The 22,124-nt window shown below is 58.3% G+C and carries 16 protein-coding genes and 2 pseudogenes; 7 read left to right on the forward strand and 11 right to left on the reverse strand.

The window, feature by feature from the left end:
• Window positions 1-312, reverse strand: a 312-nt coding sequence (locus OEZ71_RS00005; protein ID WP_263737880.1) for a DDE-type integrase/transposase/recombinase, incomplete at its 3' end; no start/stop codon positions are given.
• A gap of 59 nt (window positions 313-371) precedes the next feature.
• Here OEZ71_RS00005 and OEZ71_RS00010 point away from each other — a divergent pair.
• Window positions 372-719, forward strand: a pseudogene (locus OEZ71_RS00010) (DDE-type integrase/transposase/recombinase); the annotation flags it as partial.
• A 641-nt stretch (window positions 720-1,360) separates the two neighbouring features.
• On the opposite strand, the gene OEZ71_RS00015 reads toward OEZ71_RS00010, so the two are convergent.
• From OEZ71_RS00015 to OEZ71_RS00040, 6 genes are all read right to left on the reverse strand, one after another.
• A complete protein-coding gene (locus tag OEZ71_RS00015) occupies window positions 1,361-2,443 on the reverse strand; it encodes a ferritin-like domain-containing protein (RefSeq protein ID WP_263737881.1) in 1,083 nt (360 codons plus the stop codon).
• Window positions 2,440-4,419 (reverse strand): GMC oxidoreductase, encoded by a 1,980-nt coding sequence (locus OEZ71_RS00020; protein WP_263737882.1) that lies wholly within the window; start codon window positions 4,417-4,419, stop codon window positions 2,440-2,442. Before OEZ71_RS00020 ends, OEZ71_RS00015 begins: the two co-directional genes overlap by 4 nt.
• A 2-nt stretch (window positions 4,420-4,421) precedes the next feature.
• A complete protein-coding gene (locus OEZ71_RS00025; protein WP_263737883.1) occupies window positions 4,422-4,919 on the reverse strand; it encodes a hypothetical protein in 498 nt (165 codons plus the stop codon).
• Entirely contained in the window at window positions 4,906-5,853 is a 948-nt protein-coding gene (locus tag OEZ71_RS00030) for a hypothetical protein (protein WP_263737884.1), read from the reverse strand. The genes OEZ71_RS00025 and OEZ71_RS00030 overlap by 14 nt, the downstream gene beginning before the upstream one ends.
• 79 nt (window positions 5,854-5,932) lie before the next feature.
• Entirely contained in the window at window positions 5,933-9,247 is a 3,315-nt protein-coding gene (locus tag OEZ71_RS00035) for an adenylate/guanylate cyclase domain-containing protein (protein ID WP_263737885.1), read from the reverse strand.
• A gap of 248 nt (window positions 9,248-9,495) precedes the next feature.
• Window positions 9,496-10,209, reverse strand: coding sequence for a Crp/Fnr family transcriptional regulator (locus tag OEZ71_RS00040; protein WP_263737886.1), 714 nt, complete (start codon window positions 10,207-10,209; stop codon window positions 9,496-9,498).
• A gap of 272 nt (window positions 10,210-10,481) precedes the next feature.
• Between OEZ71_RS00040 and OEZ71_RS00045 the strand changes: the two genes are divergently transcribed.
• A complete protein-coding gene (locus OEZ71_RS00045; protein ID WP_263737887.1) occupies window positions 10,482-11,210 on the forward strand; it encodes a cyclic nucleotide-binding domain-containing protein in 729 nt (242 codons plus the stop codon).
• A gap of 161 nt (window positions 11,211-11,371) precedes the next feature.
• Here OEZ71_RS00045 and OEZ71_RS00050 read toward each other — a convergent pair whose 3' ends face one another.
• Complete coding sequence (locus OEZ71_RS00050) at window positions 11,372-13,489, reverse strand: SulP family inorganic anion transporter (RefSeq protein WP_263737888.1); 2,118 nt, start codon at window positions 13,487-13,489, stop codon at window positions 11,372-11,374.
• A gap of 369 nt (window positions 13,490-13,858) precedes the next feature.
• Here OEZ71_RS00050 and OEZ71_RS00055 point away from each other — a divergent pair, with 369 nt between their 5' ends.
• The 5 genes and pseudogenes from OEZ71_RS00055 to OEZ71_RS00075 form a co-directional block, all read left to right on the forward strand.
• On the forward strand, window positions 13,859-14,695 hold the full coding sequence (locus OEZ71_RS00055; protein WP_263737889.1) for a FecR family protein: 837 nt from the start codon (window positions 13,859-13,861) through the stop codon (window positions 14,693-14,695).
• A gap of 59 nt (window positions 14,696-14,754) precedes the next feature.
• On the forward strand, window positions 14,755-16,956 hold the full coding sequence (locus OEZ71_RS00060) for a CHASE2 domain-containing protein (RefSeq protein ID WP_263737890.1): 2,202 nt from the start codon (window positions 14,755-14,757) through the stop codon (window positions 16,954-16,956).
• Window positions 16,957-17,005: 49 nt separating this feature from the next.
• Window positions 17,006-17,632: a Crp/Fnr family transcriptional regulator gene (locus tag OEZ71_RS00065; RefSeq protein ID WP_263737891.1), complete on the forward strand. Its 627-nt coding sequence runs from the start codon at window positions 17,006-17,008 to the stop codon at window positions 17,630-17,632.
• 138 nt (window positions 17,633-17,770) lie between these two features.
• Window positions 17,771-18,151 carry a DUF3307 domain-containing protein gene (locus tag OEZ71_RS00070; RefSeq protein WP_263737892.1) on the forward strand — a complete coding sequence of 127 codons (381 nt, stop codon included), beginning with the start codon at window positions 17,771-17,773 and terminating at the stop codon, window positions 18,149-18,151.
• An 87-nt stretch (window positions 18,152-18,238) separates the two neighbouring features.
• Window positions 18,239-18,613, forward strand: a pseudogene (locus OEZ71_RS00075) (DDE-type integrase/transposase/recombinase); the annotation flags it as partial.
• An 86-nt stretch (window positions 18,614-18,699) separates the two neighbouring features.
• Here the strand turns inward: OEZ71_RS00075 and OEZ71_RS00080 are convergent.
• Genes OEZ71_RS00080 through OEZ71_RS00090 form a run of 3 tightly spaced genes read right to left on the reverse strand, consistent with a single transcriptional unit; the run spans window position 18,700 to window position 22,122 of the window.
• The gene (locus OEZ71_RS00080) at window positions 18,700-20,157 is read right to left on the reverse strand and encodes an aldehyde dehydrogenase family protein (protein WP_263737893.1); all 1,458 of its coding nucleotides are present in this window, start codon (window positions 20,155-20,157) and stop codon (window positions 18,700-18,702) included.
• A complete protein-coding gene (locus OEZ71_RS00085; protein WP_263737894.1) occupies window positions 20,150-21,238 on the reverse strand; it encodes an aromatic ring-hydroxylating oxygenase subunit alpha in 1,089 nt (362 codons plus the stop codon). The genes OEZ71_RS00080 and OEZ71_RS00085 overlap by 8 nt, the downstream gene beginning before the upstream one ends.
• The gene (locus OEZ71_RS00090) at window positions 21,235-22,122 is read right to left on the reverse strand and encodes a MurR/RpiR family transcriptional regulator (protein WP_263737895.1); all 888 of its coding nucleotides are present in this window, start codon (window positions 22,120-22,122) and stop codon (window positions 21,235-21,237) included. Before OEZ71_RS00090 ends, OEZ71_RS00085 begins: the two co-directional genes overlap by 4 nt.
• Between the last annotated feature and the right edge of the window lie 2 nt (window positions 22,123-22,124).

Here is a 22,124-nt window from a genome sequence, read left to right on the forward strand (position 1 = left end):
ACCCTCGTGATCGACGGCCCGCCACAGATAATGCCGCTCGCCGTTGACCGTTACGAACATCTCGTCTAGGTGCCAACTGGCGCGACTGGACTGCATCCTCTCAACACGCCGCTTTCGGATCTCCGCCGCGAACATCGGGCCGAACCTGTGCCACCAAAAGCGAACCGTCTCGTGGCAGATATCGACGCCCCGTTCGTGCAGCAAATCCTCGACATTCCTGAGCCACAGCGGAAACCGGATGTACATCATCACCGCCAGGCGGATGATCTCGGGCGACGTTTTGAAGTAGCGAAAGGGGGAGCGTTTCGTCATGGGCGGAGGCTACGAAACCGCCCAGCCCGCCTCAAGCCGCGTTTGTCTGACAGAGTCCTGCATTGAAATTCTTAAAGAAAGCAATGCGCAAGCACGGTCAGCCCGAGGTCATTGTGACCGACAGGCTTCGATCCTACGGCGCTGCCATGAAGGACATCGGAGCCGGTGAACGGCAGGAGACTGGTCGCTGGCTCAACAATCGAGCTGAGAATTCACACCTGCCATTCCGACGACGAGAGCGGGCGATGCTCAGGTTCCGGCGGATGCAAAGTCTTCAGAAATTCGCCTCCATCCACGCTTCCGTCCTAAACCACTTCAACCAGGAACGAAGCCTCTCCAGCCGACACCTCTTCAAGGCCAACCGCGCCGCTGCTCTCGCCGAGTGGCGCGGTCTCTGCGCGGTATAAGGGGCAGCCTCGCTGTCCATTCGGAGACCAGTTCGAATTGGTCTGACAGCACCGCCACTACACAACATGTTGATTTTAAATGACATTATGCCTATCGCAGTGTCGCGTGCTTTCAGCGACATGCGAGGCGTTCTACTCTTAGAGACTTAAAATCACAGGCGAAATAGCCGCCTAAAACCGCTCGAGTCTCTGTTTGGCATGCGGCGCGATACGGTTTTCAAGCGGAGTACAGGGCGCCGGACTTGGCTTTTGGTTCCTGCCAGGTCGAAGGCGGCCACCTTTTCTCAGACTTATTCTCCATGTAGGAGTTCGTCATCTGGGGTCTGTCAGAAGAAACTGGATTGAGACGGGCGGGGCTGGGTTTGTAACCTCGCTGGATGACCAAACCTGATCCATTCCGCCATTGCAAAACGAGCCGTGAGATTATCCGCCTGAGGTAATGCTGTACGTCCGTTACCCACTGTCCCTTCGCAACGCGAAAGATTCGGTGCGTCGGGCAGTCATATTGTCCTTTTAAAGACGGGTTCGAATTGGCCTGACAGCACACAGAATGCGGTTCTAGGGGGGCAGGCGGGCATTGTGCCGGGCGTTCGAATGTCGCCAGCACCGTTTTGACCGATCGAGGAAGTGGCGTCAGACCGTTACGATTCCGTCGTCGGCACATATCGCCATAGCGGCCCTGCCGTCGTGCCGTATCCTGTGTCAGGCAAGGGCACACGCATCAGGTGCTGCGCCTGATCCTTCAGGCTGAACATCACCGGCACGATCAGCGCCAGGGCCGGTTTGTCTCCGTTGAAAGCCGCGTTCAACCCGTCAAGGAGTTCGCTGTAACTGCGGTTGAACCGGTCGGACAGTTCACGGATCTCAGGCGTAGAGGCATAGTCCGCCGCTTTCGGATCGTCCTTCATCGGCCAGACCGCAGTCCAGTCAACGACCAGGTCGCTGCCGCTCGGTGGTTCGCCAAGGCGATCGGTCGGGAGGTAGTAGCGGCTGTGAAGAATTTCGTCGAACTTGAAGAAGTGCGCGATGTCCCAGCGTTCCTCGCCTTTAGGCGCGGGGATAAGGTCGTTGTCGCAGGCGGAATGGCCCAGCGCCGCACCTTCGCCCTCATCCATGATCTCCCGGATCGCCGTGCGGGCCGTGGCAAGGTCGTGGACTGCAATCACGTCGCCTCCGGCACCGTAGTAATCGTCGGAATTGAATTGGCGGGCGGCATCGCCGATAAAAATCTTCCGCTCCCCATGGGCCGCGCAGGCCTTTTCCAGCATGCCTAGTACATAAAGGTAGAAACCGCCGATGGTTTCGTAGTCGCGATGGGCGTCGTTTGCCGGGTCCTTTGGCGCCCGTTCAACCTCGCGGAAGCATTTGATCTGGTCGGGCATAAAGCGGCGCAGGCGCAGTTCCGGCCCCTTTCCGTCCAGAATTCGCATCGGATAGGACGGCAACTGCTTGGGGTCGTTTACCACCGGTTTGCAATTGATTGCATTCATCAGATTGGCGACCAGCACCATGTGCAGCATTTCCTCGACCATCACCTGACGGATGACCTCTATCGGTTCGGCATTGACGATCTCGGGCGAGCTTCGGTCGTATTGCCCCTGTTCCTTGATCGAATAGCAGGCGGTGGCATAGGGCGGGATCGTCGACAGTTCCAGCATCAGCGCCTTTTGCAACAGCGCCCCAAGCTCGGCCCGGTCGTGGTCGATGTTTTTATCGTTCGTCATTTCAATGCCTTCTCAATCGCGTCAGCCGCCTTGAATGCAAGCGCCGCCAATGTGAGCGTCGGGTTGGACGTGGCGATTGTCGGCATCGACCCGCAGCCGACCATCCAGAGATTGTCGTGGTCATGCGTGCGCATACCGGCATCGGTCACGGATGTCTTCCGGTCGGTGCCCATCCGGTGGGTGCCAACCAGATGCCCGGCGCCAAATACGCTATAACCGTTGCCATCGTACGTCAGGTACCCGGCGGCGGACGGGTCGTAGGACGTGTGGTTCCTGATCCCCATGCGGCGGAAGATCGTCATGCAGATCTCATGCGCCATCGCCAGACCGGCGCGCGAATAATCATCGACATCATAACTGATCACCGGGCGGTACTCGCCCATGGCATCGCGATAGGCCGGGTCGATTGACACCCGGTTCGAGGCTTTGGGAAGCTGTTCGACCAGAATGCCGATACGCACCTGTCGCTGGACATCGTCATAGAGCTTCCGCCGCAGGCCCGGGCCGAAGAGGTTCTCCCCCTCCACCAGTTGCGAGACGTTGCTGTAGGGGGCGCCCGCGGCAAAATCCCATCCGGTATTTCCAAGCTCCAGCCGGAATGCGGCTTTCTGATCGCGGAACTTGCCATCACGGAAGGATTCGATGCCAGCGGTCGATTGCGGGCCCCGAAACGGTCCTATCGGGTGCTCCGCCAGTCCCCAGGCCATCATGTAGGGATGGTCCATCAGGTTACGGCCAAGTTCCTGGCTGGACTGACAAAGGCCGGATGCGAGGGCGAGAGTCGCGTTTTCGACCGCGCCGCCAGCCAGAACATATGTCTTAGCGCGCACCCGCCGCAATTCATACTGAGTGACACCGGGAAAGGCGTAGCGCTTGTAGATGATGCTTGAGATCCGGTTGTTTTCGTCCAATTCGACCCGCGAGGCGATCGACTGGGTCTGGACCTTGAAGATCTTCGCGATGTCGTCATCCTTAACGGTCGCGAAGCCTTTGCCGCCGAACTTCTTTTCGGCCCTGCTCTTGCCCAGCGCTTCGGCATCGGCAAGGGTTTTCATCGCATTGTACTTGGCCTGAACCGGGCAGATCGGGATGCAGTTGGTATTGCCTTCGCAGCGCTGGCCCATGAAGGCAAAGGCCCCCGTCGCGCCGCGTGGTTTGTACGGAGTATTTTTAAGGTCCACCGGGATTTTGGCGCCTTTGGCGAACACGCGCGGGATCGAGTTGCGGCCCTGCGGTGTGTTGGCGACCTTTGGCTCTACAATGTCAGCGTCCTGCTCCGGAACACCACCCGGATCGCGCTGGCCGCTGGTCGATATACTGAGCCCCTGCATTCTCTTTTCGAAATACTGGTCGCAATAGGATGTCGGCAGCGCATGCATCGGGTAGTCATACCCTTTTGCGAAATATGCCTTGTTGTCGCTGGCCGCCGATGTCCGGATGCCCAGAGCCTGCGGCGTCTGTTCCGCGGCTTCAGCCGAGACGCCGATCTCCCATTCCGCCTTTTCGTAATAGGGCCGCAGTTCTGTATAGCCTACCGGCCAGTCGACGCCCTTGCCGAAACGGCTTGCCATCTCGAAATCGGCGGGCAGCATCCGCAGACTGGTCCCGAGCCAGTGCAGCGTGGTGCCGCCATAGGCTCGCAGATAGTTGCTGCCGAAGGGCATCGGGCCGCGCTGGACGAAATAGCCGTTTGTATCGGGCACCGTGCCACGGACGGGCGTGATATCAAGCACTTCGGGCGACGGGACCGTGGGCAGGTTCGGATAGGGTGAATTCGGTGTCTTGGCGAGCGAGAGATAGAACTTGTCCAGATACTCGCGATAGGTCTGCCAGTCCTGTCCGTGGTCCGCGCCCGCTTCCAGCATGAGCACGGTCCGTCCCTTTGCCAGCAGTTGCTTCGCCAGGATAGCGCCGGCAATGCCTGCGCCCACGATCACGACGTCATACTGTCTGTCGTCTTCAAGAGGCTGGACCATGATCAAACCCTCCGCCGAGGCGGTTCCATGGCCCAGGCACCGTATCCCTGTGGCTTGGCACCCACCGGATGCGCCCCGATCGCATCCCAGACCAGCCCCTCCTTGTAGGCCCGGGTCGAGATGATCTTTGACACGTTGAACCGCGACACCCCGTATTTCCGACACCAGTCCTGCGACAGCGGCACCCATTGCCCGAGATACCAAAGCTGGATCAGCGACCGTGCCAGAGGACCAAGCCGGTCGCTTGAAAGGTAGATTCGGCGCACTTCCGAGGCACCGGCCTCCAGATCCTTGGCAAACGTCTTTTCCAGCGCGACGGCATGGCTCAGAAACTCGCGAAGGATGGGCTCGGGCGTGACCTGCCGGAACTGATGCCAGTAGTCTTTGCCGCATCCGGTCGCGTGGATCTCCGCCTTGGAATAACCGGTGAGCACCGCGCTGATGGCGGTGAATGCATCACGGTCGTTCTGCATGTCGGGGTCTGTCTTATGCCTGGTCATCGTGCCGGTCCCGATCAATGGCGTCCATGTAAAATCCGCGCGGCTCGATACAAGCGGGTGGGCTTTCGAAGATCTGCACGGCGGCTGGCTGCATGTCCGAGAATAATGCCCGCATGTCCTTCGTCATGGCAAAGTCGTTGTCGCCGATCTCCAGCCTGATCTTTCTGGCCTGCGCGGGCGACAGCATCACCGTGTCGAAAAGCCCGACAATGGTCCACCGCGTCCAGATCGTGCGGCCAAGTCCCGTCGCGAACTCGGGGATCGGCGTGCAGTTGGTCTTGGTCCAGTTGTAGCCGGTGAAGTCCGAGCGCAGACGATAGACGAATGTATCCGGATCATCGGGGTTGATCAGTTCGATCCGCCAGGCTTGCTTGGTGGTCGGCGGCTCCTGCGCGGTCATCGCCGCGTTCAGCGACGGGACCACATAGTTAAAGACGCCATAGAATTTGGGCTCTCCGAACACGGCGCGGCCCGCCTCGACCGCCACCTTGTTGTCGGCCGCCACATGCAGGCGCAGATGGCCGATGGTCTTGGTTTGGTCGCGTCCATAGAGGTATTCCCAAAGCGGCATCTTCGGAACACCGCCCTTGCGGTTGGCGGGATAGGCGAGCAGGTTGAACTCGACCTCGTTCGTGGTGCCCAGCGAATTGTCGTAATGCGCGGTGTACCTTTGGAAATTGAGCAGGATGACCGCCCGCTCTTCGGTTTTGCCCTTCTCCGTCTCGACCGGAAAGCGCGCGACGCAGAGGCCGGTATTCTCGACATAACGCTCGGCCTGTTCGATTGAGGTGTACCAGTACATCCACTGACATTGCAGCGATGCGTACATGAAGGGGAATGTGTCGAACTTTTTCGGCAATTCGGGCATCACGCCACTGACCGGCACCTGTTCACAGCACGATTTACGCGCCGTTTTCTTTGGCTTCTTCGTCATTGTCCCCTCCAGTTTATCGTTCGGTCGCGGCCGTCTCCAAATTCGTCCTTGATGTCGGTCGTTTGTATTCGTCTGCCGTTCAGCTTTCGGCGGTTTCGGCTTTGCCATCGGCGTTTGCATATTGACGGGCACTGGCCTCGGCGCGGCGCTTATGCCCGGGCATGCCCATCTCCTGCGACATGTCGATCGCCTGCCGGAACCGGGCCGCACCCGCCGCCTTGTCGCCCAGCACCATGGCAATCTCACCGTCAAGCCGGACCAGTTCGGGCGCCCAGAATGCCTCACCACTTTCCTCTTCGAACCGCTGGGCCTCGGCGACCAGATCCCTGGCTTTCTGGGCCTGACCAAGCGACATCGCAACATCGGCGTGGAGATACCGGAAATAACTGAGCCCGAGTCGTGACGCGGTGCCACGCCATTCCCCCAGACCCTGTTCGATCATCTCCAACGCCTTCTCGTCCAGTTCTGCGCGGCGTGCCCAACCATTCATCACGCGCCCCCAGCCAAGCCAGAAATGGAAGGCGTTCTTTTCGGAAAGCGTGATCAGCCGGGCCGAGCTTTGCCGCACCGCGTCTTCATCACCGAGGAACTGGTAGATCCAGCTTGCGAAGGCCAATGAGAAGGATAGCGTGAAAGGGTGTTCGGTCTCCGGTGCGAGTTCAAGCGCCTTCTCGATGGCCGCCAGCGCGTCCTCGTCGCGACCGCAGAGCCAGTAGCTCCACGCGGCATAGGCATGGATCGCGACGCCAAGATCGACAACGTCGAAATTCAGACCTCGGCGCCGGTCCTCTAGGCTCAGCGCGACGTCCATCCCCTTTCGCAAGACCTCCAGCGCTTCAGCCGGTCTGCCGAGATAGGTGAGAACCGATCCGAGCGAGCGGTAGGTCACGGCTGTGATAACCGGATCGGCGTTCGCATCCAGCATCGAGCCAAGCTGCTCGGCATTCTCCAGGGCCTCCGCGTATTCGCCGCCGATCATGGAGGAGCGGAACTGCCCGTAGACGACCTTGAACAGTCGGTCCAGTTCGCCATAGCGGGTGCACAACTCGCGCGCCCGGGCATAGGCGCCGCGTACCGAAGGATGTGCATAGCCATTCACGAAGGCGTAGGGCACCGCGATCATGATCTGAAGATCCATTTCCCTCCGGTCCCGTTCCTCCGTCTCGGGCAGATGCGCGAGGCTAGACAGCGCGAACTGAAGATGTTCGATTGCTTCGGGATTGGCCGACCGTTCCGTCGCGACACGCGCGGCCGCGCGCCAGTATCCCTCGGCGATCAGGTGGTTACCGGCGAGCATGAAGTGATGGCCCAGCAATTCGGGCTCGGTCTTCGCGGTTTCGGGATAGAGATTTTCCAGTACGGCCGCGATGCGCCCATGCCACTTTGCGCGCGAAGTGCGCAGCATCGACTGATAGGCCGCTTCCTGCACCAGCGCATGGCGGAACTGGAAGACAGAATCCTCATCCATTCCGCCGATGGGCACGATCAGATCCGCATCAATGAGCTTGACCAGCGCGTCGTCGACCGTCCGTTCATCACCTGCATGAACGCGGCACAGGATGGTTCGGTCGAATGTCCGTCCGATGGTCGAGGCAATCTGGGCCACTTGCCGGACTTCCGTTAGCCGGTCGAGGCGGGACATCAGGGAATCCTGCAGCGATGCCGGTATCGCCAGCGAAAGATCGCCTTTGAACACCTCATCCTCGGCCAGAAGCCCGCTTTCGATAACCATTTTGGTCAGTTCTTCGATGAACAGCGGCACGCCATCGGTGCGCAGCACGATCTGTTTAACGATCGGTTCGGGCGGTCGGACCTGCGCAATGCTCTCGATCAAAGCGATGGTCTCACGCCGCCCGAGGCGATTCAGTTCCAGCGCGGTGACATGCGCCAGGTTTTTCCAGGGGGATACGAATTCAGGCCGCGCGGTGATCAGCAACAGGCAGCGCTGCCGTTGCAGCAGGCTTATCCAGCGGGACACGAATTCAAGCGTGGAGGGGTCGATCCAATGCGCGTCGTCGATCACCATCAAGAGCGGCTTTTGGTCCGACATTGCGCCGCAGACCTGAATCATCGCGTTGATGGCCTCCAGCTTCTCCTGCTCAGGGTGTGATGTCGCGGAGAGGCCCGCGAAATCCTCTCCGAAGCCGAGCAGGTTAGCGATCGGGGGCGCCACGATGGATTGATCAACATCCAACCCGTCCAGAAAAAGATGGAGTTTGCCGCGCTTCACCTCGTCTGTGTCGGTCTTGGAGAGGTTAAGCAAAGCGCCGAACGCTTCCTTCGCCGAATAGAAGGGGCTGTTCTTGTGAATGACCGATCCGAATAGGACCAAACGGTTTGCCTCGCCGTCGGGCAACTCCTGATCGAGCGAAAAGATGATGCGGGATTTTCCAATTCCGGCCTCGCCGGTGACGAGCATCACCTGTCCGTCCCCCTCCATTGCTTCTTCCCAGCGGGTTGAAACGAGGGCGATTTCGGCTTTCCGGCCGATGACCGGTGTTGTTGGGCGCAACTGCTGGCGCCGGGCGATGTCCGTAGCGCTGCTGGGTCGCATAGCCTGGTACAGTTCCATCGGGTCCCTTACCCCATGCAGGGTCTGAGGTCCGAGCGATCTGAACATCAGTTGCGCACCGGCCAGCCGCCGGGTTGCGGCCGACGTGACGACCTGTCCGGCCTCAGCGAAGGCCTGTATCCTTGCGGCGATATTGGGGGTGTCGCCAAACAGCGACATTTTCTCAATATGGTCGCCCGAGCCGGTCTGGCCCACGACTACGGAACCGGTGTGCAGCCCCACCCTGACTTGGGTGGAAAGGTCGAGGCGCGGGAAAAATCCCGCAATCGCGGGCGCCGCCTCGGCAATTTCCAGAGCGGCCAATGCCGCGGCATAGGCACTTCCTTCATGCGCTACCGGGTAGCCGAAGTACACGACCACGCCATCGCCGACGAAATTCGCGACATGTCCATTATATTGTTCGACGATTCCGGTCACTACGGTCCGGTAATGAGCGATAAGTTCCCGGTAATCCTCAGGGTCCAGCGCCTCTGATATTGCGGTTGAACCGACGAGATCGCTGAACAAAACGGTAAGCTGCCTTCGTTCAGCCGTCTGCTCTGGGTCGTCTTTGGGTTGGTCTTGCGGTGCTTTGACTCGCGGGGGAGCGGGGCGCGCTTCGGCATTGCTGGCAACGGACGTCCCGCAATTCACGCAGAACTTGGCATCCGGGCTGATCTCCGACCGGCATGCGGGGCAACGCGGGGCTATGGATGTTCCACATTCCTGGCAGAACTTGGCCCGTTCGGGATTCTGTGTGTCGCAGTTCGGGCAACGCACAATTCTGCCTCCTGCAAATCGGGCGGCCACGAAATCAGGAAGACGGTTTCCCAAAAGCCGCATGCCGTAAATGTCATTTGTATAGTTACAAGAAGATCAGAGAAAACGCTACGCAGATTTAGGGAAATCCCGTGGAAATTAATATGCTCGCGATACCGTTCGGCAATATGTGCAAGAAAGCAGTTCGTCGGGGTTTTTAAACACAGACAAGCTCGCACTCCACACAACCATAGGAAGAATTCCGTATTCGGCTGCGGATCAGACCAATATCGGATGGCCTGCGCAAGGTGCTTTCAAGAGGGTTCGCCCAATCACACGATAGCAGCCTCTCTCAACGATGTTATATTCGCGTTTGCGGCGACGAGTTTCGCGCTCGTATCACGCATCAGACATTGCTGCATGCACAGCCCAAGTTCCGCTTCTGCTGCGGCCAGAGCGCGAAGTTTCTCCGCATCCGCCTCAAAGACACGGGAAGGGCCGACGGTCGTCAGCGTCGCAGAGGCAGGTGCTCCGGTGAAACAGGTTACTTCGCCCACGAATTCGCCGTTGGCGCAGTTTCCGATCAAATGACCGTTTATCGACGCATTTGCTTTGCCGGTTGCCAGATAATAGAGCTTGCCAATCACTTTGCCTTCAGTGGCCAGCACATGGCCAGCGCCGACATCGCGCCAAGTGCCTGTGTCAAGGAAGCGCCGTGCATTCATGGCAGAAAGTTCGGGAAACTTGCGCGTCAGAAGCTCTTTTTCCTCGTTGTTGAACCGCGTCTTGCGCCAGAGGAGATAGGTGCGCGTAAGTCCAACTATGCTGATAATAATCCAGCTGATCTGTATGATCGCCGACCACAGGTTGAAACTCGCAATCAGCGAGATAAGAACCAATACGGCCGCCGACAAATTCAATACAGTATAGGGGTAGCGGGACCCTCTGAGCAGACCGAACTGCAAACCCGCATAGGCGCCCAGATAAAGAGCAACCCCCAAAAAGCCGCAGACTTCGAAAAACCCATCCCAAACTGCATAGTTCATATACGTCTCTCCACAATCTGCGTGATGGTTTGATCTTTGTTTTTTCAATGGAGCGATGAGTAGGCCCAGTTATCCTGCGTGGGATTTGGACCGTCAGAAGCCGTTTTGCCAAGATACTCGCGCGTGACCTTGTCAGTCGTGATAGGCTTCTCGGCGACTCATCTCAACTATTTATCTTATGCCTGACACGACTCCCAAAATAGCGTAGCTCAGGATTCTGATTGGGGCTACCTTCAGGACGAGCTGCACGAGACAGACCCGTTGGGAAATGAATGACAGGACTAGCTCTATCTGACTTACTGGTGCTATCTGCTGCCGGCATGTTTGTTCTGGGGTATTTGATCATCAATCAGGTGATACTCCGACTGATGCTCCTGATCGGAACTGCGCTTTACATCTGTTACTATGCCGTCGTTGACACCTCGCCTCTTTGGCCAGCGATTTGGGCCAGCATGGCTACCGGCACTGCGAACCTGATCGGGCTTATGGCTCTGATCTATGGACGTTCATCCTGGGCGGTCCCCAAGATGTACCGCGATGTTTATCCTCATTTTAAAATGCTGCCGCCTGGCGATTTTCGAAAACTCATGAAGGTCGCAGAACGGACGACAAGGCCGGCGGGGTACATGCTTACCGAAGGGGGTCGACCCGTGTCTAAGCTCTACTACATTATCGATGGCGCGGTGAGGTTGGAGAAATTCGGCGACAGTTTCGATATTCCGGATGCTGTTTTTGTAGGTGAGGTCGCCTATCTGACAAATCGTCGAGCCTCTGCATCGACTATTCTGACGAAAGAGAGTGACGTTCTGGAATGGGACGTAGGCATACTACAGCAGCGCTCCAAGCGCGACCCTCGGTTTCGATTGGCAATCGACGCGGTGATTTCTCTGGATCTGGCTGGGAAAGTTGCGCGTGCAGGATCTCCAATACAGCGGCTTGAAAGTCCCGTATCCCCTCCAAGAGAGCCGGAAGAACGCTCGGCTACGGCTTGGACCGGGTGACCTGCCATTGAACTTTCATCCAGCCACGACCAAATCCCGGTTGGTGGCGGTCAGTATCGTCAGCGACAGCTATACACCAAGCAATCTTTATAGATAGCTCGTTTAAGCAGGTGTTCGGCGGCGAACCTTTGGTGCCAGCATTGCGCCGTTGTCTATAACGCCTAATCCGATAACATCCTGAACAGTTCCGTCATCCGCATCAGGCGCCGGGCAAGGTATCCTGCGGCAAGACGGTGCAGATCCGCTGCGGCAGCCCGACCGTCCAGACTGTTAGGTATCCGGTCGAGGTCGATCTTCAGCACCTCTGCATCTGTGTCCGCCAATACCCCTGCCGTACGCGGCACACGCGCATAATAGGCTATCTCTCCGACAAGGGCGCCCGGAACAAATCGTGCAACAACGAGTTTCCGGCCATCATCGCCGGTAATCTCGGCGCGAAGCTGACCAGCAAGCAGTTGGTAGATCGCTGTCGACTCGCTGCCTTCTGACACCAGAGTCATGCCTTGCTTCAGTTTCAGTCTCTCAGAGAATTCTGAGGTGTCGAGCGTCGGGTAGTTGGCACAAAGACTATTCAGAACGCCATCGACGGCTTCATCCAATTTGTCTTGACCAAGTTGCCTGGTCTCGATTTCCAAAAGTGCGTCGTCGAGTGTTCGATATAGCGATGCATCAATATGGTGGCCCGCGGTCTCAAGCCGTCCGGTAATCTTGTCGGAGAGTCCGGACAAAAAGAACTCCGCGCCATTCCGATCGCACAACTCTCCGATCCGATAGAAGGAAAAGGCCGCCGACGAGTCGACGCCTGTAACCCGAGACAGGTCGAACACCACGTACCTTGGAGGGTCTTCACGCTCGAACTCGATACGCAGATTATCGAGCAGCCTGCTTGCCGTTCCAAAGAACAAGAAACCCCCAAGCTCGAATATTCGTGTTTCTCTTCCTTTCATGCCAAGACAAGCAAGGTCGTCGTGCCCACGCTCTACCGAGGACCGACGCACCGCCCCGCTGGATCGTAGTCGCACGACGTCGATCCCAGCATACGATACAATGAACATGATTGCGGCCGCGATCAATCCGACGGCCAGCGCCTCAAGAAATCCAACACCAGCTGCGGTAACAAGTATGACGCCTATGATGGCCATGTCACCGGCCGGAAGGCGGCGGCGTTGAACCCAAAGCCAGTCATACAGCAGGTCGATCCCGAGAAAGGCGATGACACTTGCCGCAAGCCCGACCGGCAATGCGCCTATGACCGAGGCACCGAAGAACAGGGTCAGGGCAGAGGCGACGGCTACCGTCCACCCCGCCAGCGGTCCGGAAAGCCCCATCCTGTGCGCCAACAAGGTTTCGCCCAGAAGGTGGTATCCTACCAATCCGCCGGTGGCTCCCGCCGCCACGTTCGCCACGCCGGTGGATTTCAGATCGTGTTCAAAGTCGAGTTCTTTTCCAAGTGCAACTTCAATTGCGCTCGCGTTGAGGAGAAGGCCGACGACGGCGACTGCGGCGATGGCAATGATCGTTGCTGACTGCTTTAGAATGAGTGCCCAGTCCGCCTGAAAGGGAATCTCGAGAGACAAGCCCCGGAGAAAAAAGCTGGACTCGAATGGACCAAGAAGAAGACCCTTCTCAGCAGCTTCCGTTAGAGTGAGCCCGATTAGCCAGAGTGCGACGTAAAACCCCACCAAACCAACGACGAGGAAAGCCGGTAGCATGAAACTGGAGCGCGATGTCCTTACCGCGACAACCGCAATCACGCTAAAGACGATCCATGGCAACCAGCGAACCGGAGCGCCTGGCTCAAGAAGCCGTACAAGGCTCCAGACCGTGACATTGTCCTTCAGCAGCATGGAGAGTGAACCCATGACCAGCAAGAACCCGGTCGCCGCAAGCAAGCCGCCGATCACCGAATAGGGGATGAACCGTGCGAGCGCACCGAGCCGAAAGTGCCCGGCGGCGTAGAAAGTAACGCCGCTCAATAACGTCGATACACCAATGAAGGTGGCAACGGTCGCAAAGGTGGAATTCGATGCCGCCGACGCAGATGCCCCGGCAATCGCCGCGGCCGCGCCAGCCATCAGGATGGTGGGAACATCCTGCGCATGACATATAGAGCCGCGGTAGGATGCTGTCTGCGCCACTATCACGGGCATCGCGACGGACCCGAGAAGGGCGAGTCCGATACCCTTAGAAAGATGAACTGTGAGCGGACCAGCATAGATAAACGCGGCAAAGGATATCGCGAATGAAACACTGAGAGCCGCAAGGACGAATACCGCCATGAGTGCGCTTGCGGTGCTGGACAGCGACCGGGAAGAGCGCACATCCCTTTCTGCGGTGAGCCGACTCAAATCAGGCCTCGTCCCTGCCGAGCAAAAACGAGCCTTGTTTGCACATGCTGCGACACCACGACCGCGTCAGGAAAGGTGAGATGCTGCAAAGCGCCAAAAACCGTGAATCCTCGCACTGTCGAAAGCACGGTATCCGATTGGGTTTTCATCGAAGCTTTGACTGACATGAAAGTATTAAACCGATCTGCTCGGCCGGGCGCAACTCTGATTGTTTACCTGCATGCCTGGATTTCTCTTTTGATTTGAAAGCCATTTGTGCTACCCGTGTTAAGTTCATGATTGCTCTGGGGGGGGTTGGTTATGAAGTTGCTTCCGCTTGTTTTGGGCGCCTTTTTCGGTGTTTCTTTTTTAGTTCCTTTGCCGGCATTAGCTCAGTCAGGTGAAGTCGTAAAAGTTACTCAACCGGCGATCATTGTTCGGGATGGCCAGCGAGCCAAGCTAGAATTGGGTGATGCTGTCAATGTCGGCGAAACCATCGTAACGGGCGGCAGCGCCGAGGCCCAGATCGTTTTTTCCGATCAGACTAGAATTGTCGTCGGGCCGAACTCGCAATTGCGGGTAGATACGCTGTTGTTTAATTCAAACACATCGGCCAAACGCTTCGCGGTTACTGCGGCCAAGGGGACATTCAGATTTCTGAGCGGCAAGAGCCCGAGTAAAGCCTATTCGGTCCGCACACCAATTGCGACGATGGGGGTGCGGGGAACGGCGTTTGATTTCGCAATTCCGGCAAAAGACTACACTGATCTGGTAGTTCATGACGGCGAGGTACGTTTTTGTCGACAGGGCGTTTCCGCCTGTGCACGCGTACCGAGTGGATGCCAGACCGTGCGTATGCAGAAGAGACTGTTGACCCAACCTTCGACGAATGCGGATCGTCAGAAGATCCTCGGCGAGGCTTTTCCCTATGCTATCGACCAGACTTCGCTAAGGGATGACTTTCATACTGCGATCGAGAGCTGCAAAGGGCGCGACGCCACGGCGTTGAGGCAGATCAACCTTCCCTCGATCGCTTCGAGGCAACTGCAGCGGGATGATCAAAAACCACGTGCAGCCAAGGGGAGTCCGGAAGAGCCACGCGAAGAAGACGAAGAACGAGAGGAACCCGGCGAAAGAGAAGATGGATTACCGGAATGAACTGAGCGCGTTCCGGTGCTGAGCAGGGGGTCCGACGCAGTTTCGTCTGAGGTTTTTTGATGGCGCGTCATCGATACCGTGTTGTTTACGCCCTGATGGCGCTCGGATTCATTGGGTTTCTTGCGGCGATACGGATGTCGGATCCCGAACCGATGGTTGCCTTGCGCGAGGCATACTTCGACCAGCTTCAGCAACTTCGCCCCAGACAGGCGGCCGATCTTCCGGTGCGCGTAATCGACATTGACGAGGCGTCATTGTCCCGGTTGGGGCAATGGCCTTGGCCCCGGCATGTTATGGCAAGGTTAAACGAAAGACTGGCCGAACTGGGGGCGGCCGTCGTCGTTTACGATGTCCTCTTCGCAGAGGCTGACAGGCTTTCCATATCGCGCTTGCTGGACGACCCAATCGCGGCAGACGCGCTTGCCGGTGTGGATGGATTGACCGCAATCGAGCAACTGGATTTTGACCGGATGTTTGCCGGGTCAATGAGCCGACTTCCCGTGGTCCTTGGCGTGTCGCATGCGGGCGGTAGCGGTCAGCGCGCACAAGATGCCAAGGCGGGGTTCGTTCAGGTTGGAGGCGGGGTCGATGGCGTTCCGGTGCTTTCGACAGTTACAGGGATTGTTCCGGTACTCTATGATGCCGCAACTGGTCTGGGCAGCGTCAATGTAAGTCCATCGGGGTCCGGCGGGGTGGTCCGCGAGGTTCCCCTGATCTGGAAAACCGACAGTGGATTTCTTCCCAGTCTCGCGGTTGAAGCCCTGCGTGTCGCGCTGCAGGAGAGCACTTTCATTCTTCAGAGCGATTTGTCTGACATCGGTTTGTCGGGAATTCGGGTCGGCGCCTACAATGTGCCAACCAATGAACAGGGGCTGTTCCGGGTTTACTACCGGCCTGATACGTCCGACCTGTATGTGTCAGCATACAAAGTGCTCGACCGCGATCATGACCAAGAGACGAGACAATGGCTTGATGGCAGTATCGTGTTCGTCGGCACCTCGGCGGCGGGCCTTCTGGATATCCGCAGGACTGCGCTTTCGGAAAGCATTCCCGGTGTTTCCATTCATGCCCAGATCGTCGAACAGATCCTTCTTGAACACTATCTGACACGAACAACCGTTCAGGACGCCATCGAAGTCGCGCTTTTTGCGGCGACCTGCCTGCTGGTTTTTCTTGCGTTGATTTTATTCGGACCAATGATCTCGATAGGTTTGGGTGGAATTGCAGGCGCAGCCACACTAGCACTTTCTTGGCATCTTTATGCGGTCAACGGCATCCTCCTGGACGCAACCTTTCCGGCTCTTGGTGGCTTTCTTGTTTTCACCGCGCTGACGGCATTTCAGTTCATCGTAATTGATCGTGAAAAGCGAATGATCCGTGGCTCATTCTCGAAATACGTGTCACCAACAATCTTGAGCGAGATAGAAAAAAAAGGCCACGAACTCAAACTTGGTGGCGACATGCGCGATGTGCTGGTCATGTTTTCAGACATTCGTGAATTCACTCCTTTGAGTGAATCCGTTTCGGCGGAAAATCTTGTGGTCTTGCTGAATGACCTGTTCTCGGAATTGACCGACGAAATTCTGGCAGAGAGCGGCACAATCGACAAATACATTGGCGACTCGATAATGGCGTTCTGGAACGCGCCGGTGCCGGTGGAAAACTATCACTCGCGGGCTTGTAACGCTGCGCTAAGGATGCGCGCAAAACTGGCGTCATTCTCTGACAAACGGGACCGCGTGGGTCCTCGTCAAATCCGCATGGCAACCGGTCTGGCATCCGGGTCGGCATGCGTGGGTAACATGGGCTCAAGGACCAGGTACAATTACTCGGTAATCGGTGCAGTCGTGAACGAAGCGGCGCGCATCGAAACTGCGTGTCGGGAAGTCGGCTATGATATTGTCGTGACCAAGGCGGTTGCCGACCATGCCAAGGGACTGGCGCTGCTGGAAGCCGGAGAGCTCGACCTTAAAGGAGTGTCGCAACGAATGTCGGCGTTTCTGGTGGTCGGTGACGCCAGCATGTCGATGACCGACAGCTTTCGGGCATTGGAGGGCGCACATAAGAGTCTTCTTGCGGCCGTTCGTAACGGTGCGGACATCACGTCCAACCTTTCGGAATGCCGGGACTTATGCATGCGCGTAGACCCGGCTCTGCTGGAATTCTACAACCGGATCGAAAACCGACGCTCAAATTTCCTGGCGGACCCGGGCAGGTGGCCTGATGATCGCCCCGGCGTGGCGCAATACGCTTCAGATTGACATCAGAATCTGATGGCTGACAGTTCGGCTAAACGAGAGGAGTCTGGTGGTGATTTGGATTGAACTTCTCGGATGGATCGCCGCCGGATTCACGATTACAGCCTATTCAATGCGAACCATGCTGCCCCTGCGTGTCGCCGCGATATTCGCCAATGTTTTCTTCATTGCCTACGGAGGACTGGCCGGCATCTATCCCAATCTGGCCCTTCATCTGCTGTTGCTGCCTTTCAACATTTTTCGGCTGGTGGAGATTCTGCGGGTGACGAGGCGTATACGCGCGGCAAGGAAGGCCGATATCGATTTCGACTGGCTGACGCAGCTGATCTCGCCGCGAAGATTCGCAGATAAGGAGATCCTGTTTCGAAAAGGCGATCGACCGGACAATCTCTACTATGTAGTTTCTGGCACTATCCGATTGTCCGAAGCCGATATTATCCTCGGCGCAGGCGAGTTTCTGGGCGAAATCGCATTTTTCACCGACGCCAAAGAGCGAACATTGACTGCTGTCTGCGATGGTCCTTGCGAGGTCCTGCCAATCGACGAGTCCACGTTCATGCGGCTTTACTATCAGAACCCCGCCTTCGGCATGTATATCGTACGCCTGATCTCGCGAAGACTCCTTCAGGGCATGCGTGAAATGCCACAAGTTTATGTCCCTGTTGTCAAAACTGTCTGAAAACACGTCCGAATTAGCCGGACTCGGCCGCACCGAAGCGACGACAATTAATTAGAATTTATTCCAGCCTGTAGATAAGATCTAAAAAAAGGGGATAAACTGGTTTGAAAAAGCCGTACTTTTGCGCACGGGGTGAATGTGAGCGATGAGATCAGTTGGGTGCTTCGCCTGGTGGTGCTCCTGCAATTCAAGCACCTTCTGGCGGATTTCATGCTTCAGAATGCATACATTCTGAACAATCGCAGCAAGTGGGGCCATCCTGGTGGCATTTTACATGCTGCAATACATGTTGTCGGCTCGCTGATAGTATTGGCTGTCATGGCAGTTCCGGCCCAGTACATCGTCCGCCTTTTGATTTTTGAGGGCTTCGTTCACTACCACATCGACTGGATCAAGGATAATGTCGGCAAACGATACGATCTCACACCCGACAATCGTTCGTTCTGGGTGTTGACGGGGTTGGATCAGTACATGCATCAACTGACATATGTCGCAATGATAATCTATTGTGTAAGCTGAGCGGCCACGGCCCAAGCATCAGTAGGGATGGCGGTGTCAGGGCAACTTGGCGTGCTGTGGGGCAGGGCGGCTGGTTAGTGTCCCGGGATGAAGAAACGTGACCCGCTCAAATACTTCAAGACGAGCGAAGAGATCATCCGCCTTGCGGTGATGGTGTACGTTCGTCTCCTACTTTCCCTAAGAAATGTCGAGGTTCTGCGGCATGAGCGCAGCATCGATTTCAGCCGTGAAACCGTCCGGTTCTGGTGGCATCGCTTCGCCCCGATGTTTGCCGCCAAGATACGGCAACGCCGGATCGAGGGTATGAAATCGAGTCGCTGGCAATGGAAACTCGACGAGGTCTTCGTGAAGATCAATGGCGAGCGGTACTGTCTCTGGCGCTCCGTAGATCGCGAAGGCGCAGTCCTTGAAAGCTTTGTCACGAAGACGAGAGACAGGGAGGCTGCGCTAAAATTCCTCAAGTAAACAACGAAGAAGCATGGACCGGCCGATGTGTTCGTCACGGACAGGCTTCGGTTATATGTTAAAGAGGTCCTTGTCGAACGGGCTTATGCCGCCCCCTTCAGTCTGATTGCGATGTTTTTCGTCTGGACATAATTCCAGAGCGCCTCGCGACCCTTCTCGCGGCCATAGCCCGATTTGCCGTAGCCGCCGAAGGGCGTCTCGACACCACCGGCATACCATTCGTTTACGAAGATCTGCCCCGCGCGGATCTTGCGCGCGGCCCGCGTCGCACGGTCGAGGTCGCGGGTGAAGACCCCGCCAACGAGGCCGTAATCGGTCGAGTTGGCGATGGCGATGGCCTCATCGTCGGTGCGGAACTTCAGCACCGATAGAACCGGACCAAAGACCTCGTCCCGCGCGATGGTCATGTCGGGGGTAGCCTGCAGCACCGTCGGTTCAAGGAAGGCGCCGGGGCGGTTGAGCTTGCGCCCGCCCGTGACGACACTCGCGCCCTCAGCCTCTGCAGCGCGGACCATGCCTTCGGCGCGGTCGCGCTGGGCCTCGGAGACCATCGCGCCCATCGTGGGGCCGAACTCCGGCTGCTCGATGCCGGGGCCGACCTTTAGCGAGGCCGCGAGCCCGGCAATGCGGTCGACGAGCTCGTCATGGATGCGCTCGGAGGCGATCACCCGGCTCATCGCCGAGCAGACCTGGCCGGCGTTGAAGAAGATGCCCCAGCGGACATCCGACAGGAAGGCGTCGAGATCGGCGTCGTCATGGACGATGGCGGCAGACTTGCCACCAAGCTCCAGCACACAGGGCACCACGTTCCGCACCGCCGCCGTGGCTATGGCGATACCGGTGGGAACCGAGCCTGTGAAGACGATCTGGTTCACGCTTGGATGCGCCGACAGCGCCGCGCCCGCCTCGGCCCCGAGGCCGCAGAGCACGTTGACCGCGCCTTTCGGCAGGCCCGCCGCCTCGGCAGCACGGGCGATGAAGGCGTTGGTGAGCGGTGTCAGCTCTGGCGTCTTGATGACGCAGGCATTGCCGGTGGCGAGCGCGGCAGAGAGCGACCGCGCGGTCATCTCGATCGGGTAGTTCCACGGGATGATCTGGGCCGAGACGCCATAGGGTTCATGGGTGGTGAAGTCGAAATAGCCCGCGCCAAGGGGAATCGAACGGCCCTCCACCGTCTCGGCCTGGTTGCCGTAATACTCGAAATAGCGCGCCGCGCCTTGAACCTCGATCCGCGCTTCCCAGAGCGGCTTGCCCTGTTCGAGCGTCAGGAGCCGGGCGATCTCGTCGATATGGTCGACAAGATAGCGCCCCATCGCCTGCACCATCCGACCGCGCTCCACGGGCCTAAGGTCGGAGAGCGCGCCGCTCTCGTGGCAGGCGCGCGCCACCGCCACCGCACGATCCACGTCGGCGGCGTTGGCAAGCGCCTGTTCGGCGAGGGGTTCGCCGGTTCCGGGATCGGTAACGGCGATGCGTCCCGCGCCGCCGTCGACCCAGTCGCCGCCGATCCAGTTCTGCCAATAGGGCGCGACGTCACGCATCGACGGCCTCGCGCATCCACTGCTGGAGGGTCTGGATCGAATGCTCGGAATTCAGCCCGCAATCGGGATCGAGCACCAGCGGGCCGGGCCGGTAGCCGCGGCTCTTCAGCCCTTTCGACACGCTCTCGACGAGCCGGATATCCTCCTCGACCGTCGTCGCCCGGTCCTGGATCGCGAGCCGCCGGATCACGTCGCTGTCGACACCGCCGGGCGTGTACCAGCCGCGCCAGACGGTGCAGTGGTCCACGTCATGGGCGCGCCAGTGGTAGGTGTTCAGCACGTTGCCCGGATAAACCTGGAACGAGAACATCGGCCAGAGGAAGAACGACCGGTACTCGCCGCCATGCGGCACCGTGGTGTCGATCGGGTAGGTCATCTTGGAAAGGTCCTGGCACTCGGTCGTGTGGCGCAGGACATAGCCCTTGTTCATCGGCTGGATGTCGTAGGTCTCGGGCCGGATCACGCCGGTCGCGAAGGTCGGGTGGTTCAGCGAACAGTGGTAGCACTCGGAATAGTTCTCGACCGAGACCTTCCAGTTGCACTTCTCGGGGATCTCGACCCATTCCAGCGGCTCAAGCGCGTCGATATGAGGCACGTAGTCGGCGAGTTCCGCGCGGACACCGGGATACCATTCGTCCATCGGCGCTGCGTTGTCGTCGAGGTTGACGAAGATGAAGCCGTGGAAGCTTTCGGTCCTGACCGACGTCAGGCAGATCTTCTTGCGGTCAAAGCCCGGCACCGAGTTGACGTTCGGCCCGGCGCGCAGTTCGCCCGACAGTTCGTAGGTCCAGGCGTGGTAGGGGCAGACCACGACGCGGGTCGTGCCGGAGCCTTCGACCATCTGGTGGGCGCGGTGCTGGCAGACGTTGTAGAACGTCCTTAGCTCTCCATTCCGGCCGCGGATGCAGAACAGGCTTTCGCCCGCGATCTCGAAGGTGAAGTAGTCGCCGGGATTGCGCACCTGAGATTCATGCCCTGCGAATTGCCATGTCCGGGCCAGGAGACCGTTCGTCTCCTTCGCGAATATGGCGGGATCGGTGTAGTAGCGCGCCTCAAGCGAATGGACGAGCGGGGCGTTCATTCGGGATCCTCCAGATAGAGACCGAGCTGGTGCCGGCGTTTGTGGAACTTCTCGACCCGCTCGACGATCTCCGGGCTTGCAACCGCGATGACAAAACTCAGGAGCGTCTCCAAAAGCGCGATGATCGAGACCGACGAGGGGAAGAATTGCGGCGTATCGACCGAGACAGTGAAGCGATGCTGTGCCGCCATGGCGATCGGGCTGGCGGGGCTGTCGGAAATGGCAATCACAGTCATGCCCTGCTCGCGGGCGATTCTGACCGTCTCAACGACTTCGCGACGATAGGGGCGACAGGTCATCGCGATCAGCACGTCGCGCCCGTCAGCCCAGGCGATGTCGTCTGCGGGGTTCGAGCCCGCCTGCGGGATCGCGTGGAACTCCACCATGCCGGTGGAGGCGAGGTAGGTGAAGTTCCGGGCATTGGCGTTCATGACGCCGACGCCGACCGTGTAGACCCGGCGTGAGGACCAGATCGCCTCGGCCGCCGCCTTCAGCGCCGGTTCGTCGATACCCGCGAACGTATCCTCGATGTTACGGATCGCGGAGCCTACCATTTCTGCATAAAGCCCGCCTAGCGCGCCTTTCTTTGAGACATCCTGCAACCAGCGCGCGCGGTCGGGATACCCCGCCGACCCACTGCGGATCGCCTTGCGGAATGCGGCGCGGAAATCCTCGTAACCGTCGAAGCCGACCTGTCGGGCCATGCGCACGACGGTGTTGGGCTTCACATTGGCGAATTCGGCGATTTCGCGCACGGTCGAGACACCGACACAATGCGGGTTCTCAAGGACGTAGCGCGCCGCCTTTTGCGCCTCGGGGGTCAGCGTCTCGAATTCCTCGGAAAGGCGATTCAGGACGACGGATGATACATCTGTGCCATTCATGA

It is taken from the genome of Albidovulum litorale (genome assembly GCF_025751495.1).
GTDB classification, from domain to species: Bacteria; Pseudomonadota; Alphaproteobacteria; order Rhodobacterales; family Rhodobacteraceae; genus Albidovulum; species Albidovulum litorale.